The sequence below is a fragment of the Aquipuribacter hungaricus genome (assembly GCF_037860755.1).
GTDB lineage: Bacteria > Actinomycetota > Actinomycetes > Actinomycetales > JBBAYJ01 > Aquipuribacter > Aquipuribacter hungaricus.
Genome location: NZ_JBBEOI010000022.1, coordinates 20,680 through 28,711, shown reverse-complemented (window position 1 = coordinate 28,711; position 8,032 = coordinate 20,680). Strand labels below are relative to the sequence as shown.

Here is an 8,032-nt window from a genome sequence, read left to right as displayed (position 1 = left end):
GGCGCGGTGCCCGCGTGCGCGGGGTGACCGCGGCCCGGGGGGCGGTCGGGCCGCCGGGGGGGCCGTCGGGCAGGGCGGGCGCGTCGCCGGTCGTCGTGTCCATCGGTCCGGATCATCCCCCACGCCGGCCCGCGGACGGTGTCGCGCAGGTTGCCGGAGGGTCACGGAACGGGCACCGGACCGTCGCTGCCGCCGCGTGGCCGGGGGACCGCGCGGAGGCACGAGCACGGCCCCTGGTCCTGTACCCTCGTCGTCGTTGCCCCGATAGCTCAGTGGTAGAGCATCTCCATGGTAAGGAGAAGGTCTAGGGTTCAAATCCCTATCGGGGCTCTGACGGGCGCCTGGAGCAGGCGCCCGGCCCTGGCGGTGTAGCTCAGCTGGTTAGAGCGAACGACTCATAATCGTTAGGTCGTCGGTTCAAGTCCGATCACCGCTACCGTCCCCGGTCCCCACGCCCAGAGCACCCGAAAGGTCCCGAGATGGCTGCCAAGAGCGCTGACGTGCGTCCCAAGATCACGATGGCGTGCACCGAGTGCAAGGAGCGGAACTACATCACGAAGAAGAACCGGCGGAATGACCCCGACCGGCTCGACCTCGCGAAGTTCTGCCCGCGCTGCGGCAAGCACACCGCCCACCGCGAGACCCGCTGACGGCTCCGCCGTCGTGACGGTCGACCCCACCCTCGCCGGGCGCACCTACTCCGCCGCAGGCTCCTACGTGGTCGGGCGAGAGACCGTCCGTCAGTTCGCGGACGCCGTGGGCGCCGCGCACCCGTTCCACCACGACGTCGTCGTGGCCCGCGAGGCGGGCTACGGCGACGTCGTCGCGCCGCCGACCTTCGCCGTCGTCGTCGCGCAGCCGGCCACCGACGCGATGATGGCCGACCCCGAGGTCGGGCTCGAGTACTCCCGGATCGTCCACGGGGAGCAGACCTTCGTCCACCACGCGCCGATCGTCGCGGGGGACGAGCTGGACGCCGACATGACCGTCGCCTCGGTCCGCGCCGCGGGCGGGGCGGCCATGCTCACCCTCGTCACGCAGGTGACGACCACCGCGGGCGAGCCGCGCAGCACCGTCACCGCCCTGCTGGTGCACCGGTGAGCCGCCGTGAGCTCGCCTCGGTGCAGGTCGGCGACCTGCTGCCGACGACGAGCGTGACGCTGGACCGCGAGGCCCTGGTCCGCTACACCGCCGCGTCCCGCGACTTCAACGCCATCCACTGGAGCGACCGCGTCGCGACCGGGGTGGGGCTGCCCGGCGTCATCGCCCACGGCATGCTCACCATGGGCGCCGCCTCCCGCCTGCTCACCGAGTGGGCCGGCGACCCGACGGCCGTCGTCGGCTACTCGACCCGCTTCACCCGGCCCGTGGTCGTGCCGGACCCGGGCGGGGCCGTCGTCGAGGTCACGGGCTCGGTCCGCTCCGTCGACGAGGCGGCCGGCCAGGTCGTCGTCGACCTGGTCGTCACCTCCGGCGGTGCGACCGTCCTCACCAAGACCCGGGCGACGCTCGCGCTCGGCTGAGCGCACCCCCACGCGCCCACGACGCGCCCACCACGCGTCCTGCGCAGCCCTACCCCGCCGGGACCGGGCCCGTCGTCGTCCCGGTGCGCAGCTCGACCGCCAGGGTCCGGTCCTCGCGCCCGCCGCCTGCCAGGCGGGCCAGCAGCATCTCCGCGGCCGTCCGCGCCTTGAGGTCCACCGGCTGCACGAGCGTGGTGAGCCGGTGGGGGAGCAGCCACGGGACCGCGACCCCGTCGAAGCCGACCACGCTCACGTCCTCCGGCACCCGCAGGCCCAGCTCGGCGCACGCCTGCAGGACCCCGGCGGCCAGCACGTCGCTCTGCGCCACCACGGCGGTCGGCCGGTCGGCGGCGGCGCCCGCGAGCAGCCGGTGCCCAGCCTCCCGGCCCTGCTCGACCGCGTTGGCCGTGGTCTCCCACACCGCGACCGGCCGCAGCACGTCGTGCACGCCGTCGAGGCGGTTGGTCGCGTCGGCGTAGCCGCCGCCCGCGCGGCGGGCGGCGTCCAGCAGGCCGCCGTGCCCGTCGTGCCGTAGCGGCATGGTCGCCACCGCCACGTCCCGGTGCCCGAGGTCGACCAGGAGCCGGACGGCGTCGGCGCTGCCGCGGCGGTCGTCGACCCGGACCACCGACGCCTCCGGGACGTCCGGGCCCTCGACCGCGACCAGGGGCAGGCGGCGCCGGGTGAGGACCGCCAGCGCCGGGTCCTCCCGCAGCCCGCCCGTGGCGAACACCACGGCGTCCATCGACGCCGTGCGGTACTGCTCGGCGGGCGGCGCGCCCAGGTCGTGCGTCATGGGCAGCAGGAGGATGGCCAGGCCCGCCCCCGCCAGCTCGTCGACGAGGCCGTCGAGCAGCCCCACGACGTACGGGTCGCGGAACGCGTCGCGCAGCCGCTCGCCGACGACGACCCCGACCACGCCCGACCGGCCCCGCCGCAGGGACACCGCGGTGGGGTCCGGGCCGCTGTAGCCGAGGTCCGCCGCGGCAGCCAGGACGCGCTCCCGCGTGGCCGGGGCGACCGGGCCGGCCCCGGAGAAGGCCAGCGACGCCGTGGACGGGCTCACCCCGGCGGCGGCCGCGACGTCGCTCAGGGTCGCCCGGCCCGGGGGGCGGCCGGCTGACGGCGTGCGTGCCACACGTCCTCCTCGGGGTCGGGGCAGGGGTCGGACGGGGTCGGGACGGGGGTGGGGCGGGAGCCGGAGCAGGCTTGGCCCGCACCGCAGTCTGCCGTAGCATCGTCGCGTCGATCGAATCGATTCGACCTCCATCCCGCCCGAGATCTCGAGGACCGCCGTGAGCACCACCACCCCGCCCGAGACCGTCCGTGCCCAGGTGCTCGCCGCCCGCACCTCGGTCTACCTGGTCTTCGCCGTCAACGGCCTGCTGCTGGCGACGCTGCTGGCCCGCGTGCCGGCGATCCGCTCCGACCTCGGGCTGACGCCGCAGGAGCTGGGCCTGACGCTGCTAGCCGGCTCGGTCGGCTCGGTGCTCGCGCTGCCGACCGCCGGCTCGCTGATCCAGCGCCTCGGCGTCCGCCCGGTCGTGCTGGGGGCCGCCGCGCTCGGCGCCGCCGGCGTCGCGGGCGCCGGGCTCGCGCCGGACCGCCTGCTGCTCATGGTCGCCCTGTTCGCGTGGGGCTTCTCCAACGGCGCCTGGGACGTGGCCATGAACGTCGAGGCCGCCGACGTCGAGCGCCGGCTGGGCACGACGATCATGCCCCGCTTCCACGGCGCGTGGAGCGCCGGCACCGTGCTGGGGGCGGGCGTCGCGGCCGCCGCGGCCTTCGCCTCCGTGGGCCGCGGCCCCCACCTGTGCGTCGTCGCCGTCGTCGTCATGGCCGGCGCCGTCGTCGCGGTCCGCGGCTTCCTGCCCGAGGAGCTCGCCGCCCGCGGTGCGGCCGACGACCACGCCGCGGCCGCCGCGGCCGGCACCGACGCCCCCTCGCGCCGCTACTCCCTGGTCGACGCCTGGCGCGAGCCCCGCACCCTGCTCATCGGCGTGACGATGATGGGCTTCGCGCTCGCCGAGGGCATCGCCGGCGACTGGCTCGCCGTGGCCGTCATCGACTCCCGCGGTGCGCAGGAGTGGGTCGGCGCGGCCATGTACTGGGTCTTCCTCGCCTCCGTCATGGCCGGCCGCTTCCTGGGCCCGGTGCTGCTGGACCGCTACGGCCGCTACCGCCCCCTGCTCGTCATGGCGGGCATGGTCGCGGTCGGCGTGCTCACGGTCGTCTTCGTGCCCGGCGTCGTCGGCGCCGCCCTCGGTGCCGTGCTCTGGGGCGTCGGGGTGAGCCTCGGCTTCCCGGTCGGCATGACCGCCGCGGCGGACGACCCGGTGCGCGCCGCCGTGCGCGTGTCTGTCGTCGCCTCGGTCGCCTACACCGCGTTCCTCGCCGGCCCGCCGCTGGTCGGCCTGCTCGGCGAGCGGCTCGGGACCAACCTCGCGCTGCTCACCGCCTGTGGTGCGGCCCTGCTGGCCGCGTGCACCGCCGCCGCCATGCGCCCCCCGGCCGGTGCGACCGCGGGCAGCGACGAGCCCTCGCCTAGCCTGGCCCGGTGACCAGCCCCGGCACCCGGATCGCCGACCTCACGACGCTGCGCGTCGGGGGTCCCGCGGCACGCCTCGTCGTCGCCCACGACAGCGACGAGCTGCTCGCGGCGGTGCGTGACGTCGACGCCCGCGGGGACCGGCTGCTCCTGGTCGCCGGCGGGTCCAACCTCGTCGTCTCCGACGCCGGCTTCGACGGCACCGTCGTCCACGTCGCGCGCCCGGCCGACGGGGGCGTCGCCCTGCAGGGTGCCGACTACTGCGGCGGCGCGGACATGACCGTGCAGGCAGGGGCCGGCTGGGACGAGCTCGTCGCGCTCGCGGTCGCCCGCGGCTTCTCCGGCCTCGAGGCGCTGTCCGGCATCCCCGGCAGCGTCGGGGCCACGCCGGTGCAGAACGTCGGCGCCTACGGCAGCGAGGTCGCCGACACCGTCGCCACCGTCCAGGTGTACGACCGCACCGAGCGGCGGCTGCGCACGCTGGCCAACCGGGACCTGGAGTTCGGCTACCGCGACTCCCTGCTCAAGCGGGCCGCGCACGACGGCCCCGACGGCATGGACCGCTACGTCGTGCTGCGGGTGGCCTTCCAGCTGCCGGTCGCCGACCTGTCGGCGCCGGTCCGCTACGCCGAGCTCGCCCGGGCCCTGGGCATCGAGGTCGGCGCCCGCGCGCCGCTGCAGCAGGTGCGCGACGCCGTCCTGGGCCTGCGCGCCGGCAAGGGCATGGTGCTCGACGACCCAGACCCGGACACCTGGTCCGTCGGCTCGTTCTTCACCAACCCCGTGCTGGCCGAGGCGTCGCTGCCGGACACCCTCGGGCAGGCGCCCCGCTGGCCCGCCGGCGACGGGATGGTCAAGCTGCCCGCCGCGTGGCTCATCGAGCACGCCGGGGTCGGCAAGGGGCACGGCCTGCCCGGCCCGGCCGCGGTGTCCACCAAGCACACGCTGGCCCTGACCAACCGCGGCGGTGCCCGCGCCGAGGACGTGCTCCGGCTCGCCCGCGAGGTGCGCGGTGCCGTCGAGGACGCCTTCGGGGTGACGCTGGAGGCCGAGCCCCGCCTGGTGGGCGTCAGCCTCTAGGCGAGGGGTCCGGCGGCGCCGACGGCGGTGCGGCCAGCCAGGCGTCGACCTCGGCCAGCCAGCCGGCGACCCGGTCCCGCGGCGCGCGGGTGAGGGTGAGGCTGTGCCGCGCCAGGGCGGCCAGGGCGTCGTCGTCCATGCCCCACCCGGTGCGGGCGTGCTCGTACTGCTCGACCAGCCGTGGCCCGAACAGCAGCGGGTCGTCCGCACCGAGCGCCACCCGTGCCCCGGCCGCGAGCAGCCGGGGGACCGGGACGTCGGCCACGGTCGCATAGACGCCCAGGCCGACGTTGCTCGTCGGGCACACCTCGAGCCCGGTGCCCTGCTCCACCACGCGCCGCAGCACGTCCGGGTCCTCGGCGGCCCGCACCCCGTGGCCCAGCCGGTCGGGGCGGAGCTCGTCGAGCACCACCCCGACGTGGTCCGCGCCCAGCAGCTCACCGCCGTGGGGGACCGAGGCCAGCCCCGCCGCCCGGGCGATCCGGAAGGCGGCGGCGAACTCCTCGGTCCGCCCGCGCCGCTCGTCGTTGCTGAGCCCGAAGCCCACCACCTCGCCCGCCCCGTCGCCGGCGTAGCGGGCCGCCAGGCGCGCCAGGGTCCGGGCGTCCAGCGGGTGGCGCAGCCGGCTCGCGGCCACGACCACCGCGACCTCGCAGCCGGTGGCCGTGCTCGCCTCCCGCGCCGCGTCGAGCACGACCTCCAGCGCGGGCGTCAGGCCCCCGACCAGCGGCGCGTACGAGGTGGGGTCCACCTGCAGCTCCAGGCGCCGCGAGCCCTCGGCGGCGTCGTCGGCGGCGGCCTCGTGCACGAGCCGGCGCATGTCCGCCTCGTCGCGGACGCAGGCGCGGGCGGCGTCGTAGAGCCGCTGGAACCGGAACCAGCCCCGCTCCGTGGCGGGCACCCGGAGCAGGTGGTGCTCCCGCAGCAGCTCCGGCAGCCGGAGGCCGTGCCGGGCGGCGAGGGCCGCGAGCGTGGCAGGCCGCATCGAGCCGGTGAAGTGCAGGTGCAGGTGCGCCTTGGGCAGCGTCCGCAGGTCACGCACGACCGGGGCCGGGCATGCCTGCCCGGCCCCGGTCGTCACGGCAGCCCCCGTCCCGCGGCGCTCAGCCGGCGAGCAGCCGCTGGATGCGCCCGACGCCCTCCGCCAGGTCGTCGTCGCCGAGGGCGTAGGACAGGCGCAGGTAGCCGCTGGGGCCGAACGCCTCGCCGGGCACGACGGCCACCTCGGCCTGCTCGAGGATGACGGTGGCCAGCTCGGCCGACGTGGTGGGCGTGGTGCCGCCGACCTCCCGGCCCAGGACGCCGCGCACGTCGGGGTAGGCGTAGAACGCGCCCTGGGGGACCGGGCAGGAGACGCCGTCGATCTCCGACAGCATCGCGACCATCGTGCGGCGGCGGCGGTCGAAGGCCTCGCGCATCTCGTGGGCCGCGTCCAGCGGGCCGGACACCGCGGCCAGCGCCGCGCGCTGGGACACGTTGGCGACGTTGCTGCTCAGGTGCGACTGCAGGTTCGTCGCGGCCTTGACGACGTCGGTGGGGCCGACCATCCAGCCCACCCGCCAGCCGGTCATGGCGTAGGTCTTGGCGACGCCGTTGAGCACCACGCAGGTGTCCGCGAGCTCCGGGACGACGACGGGCATGGACTCCGCGGTCACACCGTCGTAGGTGAGGTGCTCGTAGATCTCGTCGGCGACGACCCACACGCCGTGCTCGACGGCCCAGCGGCCGATCGCCTCGACGTGCTCGCGGGGGTAGACCGCGCCGGTCGGGTTGGAGGGGGAGCAGTAGAGGAGCACCTTGGTGCGGGGCGTGCGCGCCGCCTCCAGCTGCTCGACCGTCACCAGGTAGCCCTGCTCCGGGCCGGCGAAGACCTCGACGGGGACGCCGCCGGCCAGGCGGACGGCCTCCGGGTACGTCGTCCAGTACGGCGCCGGGAGGATGACCTCGTCGCCCGGGTCCAGCAGCGTGGCGAAGGCCTGGTAGACGGCCTGCTTGCCGCCGTTGGTGATGAGGACCTGCGAGGCGGGCACCTCCAGGCCGGAGTCGCGCGCGGTCTTGGCGGCGACGGCCTCGCGCAGCGCGGGCAGCCCGGCGGCGGGGGTGTAGCGGTGCATCGCGGGCTCGCGGGCCGCCACCAGGGCCGCCTCGACGACGGCGGGCGGGGTGGGGAAGTCCGGCTCGCCGGCACCGAAGCCGATGACGGGGCGCCCCGCCGCCTTGAGCGCCTTGGCCTTGGCGTCGACGGCGAGGGTGGCGGACTCGCTGATGCCGCCGATGCGGGCGGAGACTCGGGCGCGGGCGGGGGAGGACTCGGTCATGGCCACATCCTGCCGCCCCGGTGCCCGCGGGTGCTGCTGCGGGCCGCGTCCCGGGCGGCGTATTCGACCCGGGGCCTCCCGGGGACGTATGCTGACCGACCGGCGTGCACCTCGCTGTCCTCACCGTGCCCCGGCACGGGTGGGAGGCAGGATCACACCGAAGGGCAGTGGCGCAATTGGCAGCGCACCGGTCTCCAAAACCGGGGGTTGTGGGTTCGAGTCCCTCCTGCCCTGCAGACGAGCGTCCCCGACCAGCGAGAGGCATCACCCGTGAGCGACACCTCCGAGGGCTCGACCGCGGCCGCGAGCAGCAGCACCAGCAGCCGCGGCGGGTTCGTGCTCTTCCTGCGGCAGGTCCTCGCGGAGCTCCGCAAGGTCGTGCGCCCCACGCGCGACGAGCTCGTGGCCTACACCAGCGTCGTGCTGGTGTTTGTCGTCGCGGTGATGCTCTACGTCAGCGTCCTCGACCTCGGGTTCGGCCGGCTCGTCCTGTGGGCGTTCGGCGGCTGAGCGCCGCACCCGGCCGCCCGGCCGGCACCCGCCCCACCACGATCCCAGGAAGC

Annotated in this window: 9 protein-coding genes and 3 tRNA genes; 9 read left to right on the top strand and 3 right to left on the bottom strand. The window is 76.1% G+C overall.

The window, feature by feature from the left end; all coding sequences use genetic code 11:
- The first annotated feature begins 258 nt into the window (after nucleotides 1-258).
- The 5 genes from WCS02_RS05320 to WCS02_RS05300 all read left to right on the top strand — a co-directional run bounded on the left by WCS02_RS05320 (nucleotide 259) and on the right by WCS02_RS05300 (nucleotide 1,523).
- Nucleotides 259-330 (top strand) — tRNA-Thr (locus WCS02_RS05320).
- 32 nt (nucleotides 331-362) lie between these two features.
- Nucleotides 363-436: transfer RNA gene (locus WCS02_RS05315), tRNA-Met, on the top strand.
- A 43-nt stretch (nucleotides 437-479) separates the two neighbouring features.
- Complete coding sequence (gene rpmG, locus WCS02_RS05310) at nucleotides 480-650, top strand: 50S ribosomal protein L33 (RefSeq protein WP_336920690.1); 171 nt, start codon at nucleotides 480-482, stop codon at nucleotides 648-650.
- Between the two features lie 13 nt (nucleotides 651-663).
- Entirely contained in the window at nucleotides 664-1,101 is a 438-nt protein-coding gene (locus WCS02_RS05305) for an FAS1-like dehydratase domain-containing protein (protein ID WP_340290749.1), read from the top strand.
- A complete protein-coding gene (locus WCS02_RS05300; protein WP_340290747.1) occupies nucleotides 1,098-1,523 on the top strand; it encodes a MaoC/PaaZ C-terminal domain-containing protein in 426 nt (141 codons plus the stop codon). Before WCS02_RS05305 ends, WCS02_RS05300 begins: the two co-directional genes overlap by 4 nt.
- Before the next feature lie 49 nt (nucleotides 1,524-1,572).
- On the opposite strand, the gene WCS02_RS05295 is transcribed toward WCS02_RS05300, so the two are convergent.
- A complete protein-coding gene (locus WCS02_RS05295; RefSeq protein WP_340290745.1) occupies nucleotides 1,573-2,661 on the bottom strand; it encodes a LacI family DNA-binding transcriptional regulator in 1,089 nt (362 codons plus the stop codon).
- Nucleotides 2,662-2,818: 157 nt separating this feature from the next.
- On the opposite strand from WCS02_RS05295, the gene WCS02_RS05290 reads away from it, so the two are divergent.
- Together WCS02_RS05290 and WCS02_RS05285 are read left to right on the top strand one after the other, a co-directional pair.
- Entirely contained in the window at nucleotides 2,819-4,084 is a 1,266-nt protein-coding gene (locus WCS02_RS05290; RefSeq protein ID WP_340290743.1) for an MFS transporter, read from the top strand.
- Entirely contained in the window at nucleotides 4,081-5,151 is a 1,071-nt protein-coding gene (locus WCS02_RS05285; RefSeq protein ID WP_340290741.1) for a UDP-N-acetylmuramate dehydrogenase, read from the top strand. The genes WCS02_RS05290 and WCS02_RS05285 overlap by 4 nt, the downstream gene beginning before the upstream one ends.
- Here the strand turns inward: WCS02_RS05285 and WCS02_RS05280 are convergent.
- Both WCS02_RS05280 and WCS02_RS05275 read right to left on the bottom strand, forming a co-directional pair.
- On the bottom strand, nucleotides 5,141-6,193 hold the full coding sequence (locus tag WCS02_RS05280; protein WP_340290755.1) for an adenosine deaminase: 1,053 nt from the start codon (nucleotides 6,191-6,193) through the stop codon (nucleotides 5,141-5,143). The two genes, WCS02_RS05285 and WCS02_RS05280, sit on opposite strands and share 11 nt — an antisense overlap.
- A 61-nt stretch (nucleotides 6,194-6,254) precedes the next feature.
- Nucleotides 6,255-7,469: a pyridoxal phosphate-dependent aminotransferase gene (locus WCS02_RS05275; protein ID WP_340290739.1), complete on the bottom strand. Its 1,215-nt coding sequence runs from the start codon at nucleotides 7,467-7,469 to the stop codon at nucleotides 6,255-6,257.
- Nucleotides 7,470-7,630: 161 nt separating this feature from the next.
- Between WCS02_RS05275 and WCS02_RS05270 the strand changes: the two genes are divergently transcribed.
- A tRNA-Trp gene (locus WCS02_RS05270) sits at nucleotides 7,631-7,703 on the top strand.
- A 36-nt stretch (nucleotides 7,704-7,739) separates the two neighbouring features.
- Nucleotides 7,740-7,979 (top strand): preprotein translocase subunit SecE, encoded by a 240-nt coding sequence (gene secE / locus WCS02_RS05265; protein ID WP_376983750.1) that lies wholly within the window; start codon nucleotides 7,740-7,742, stop codon nucleotides 7,977-7,979.
- Nucleotides 7,980-8,032 lie beyond the last annotated feature (53 nt).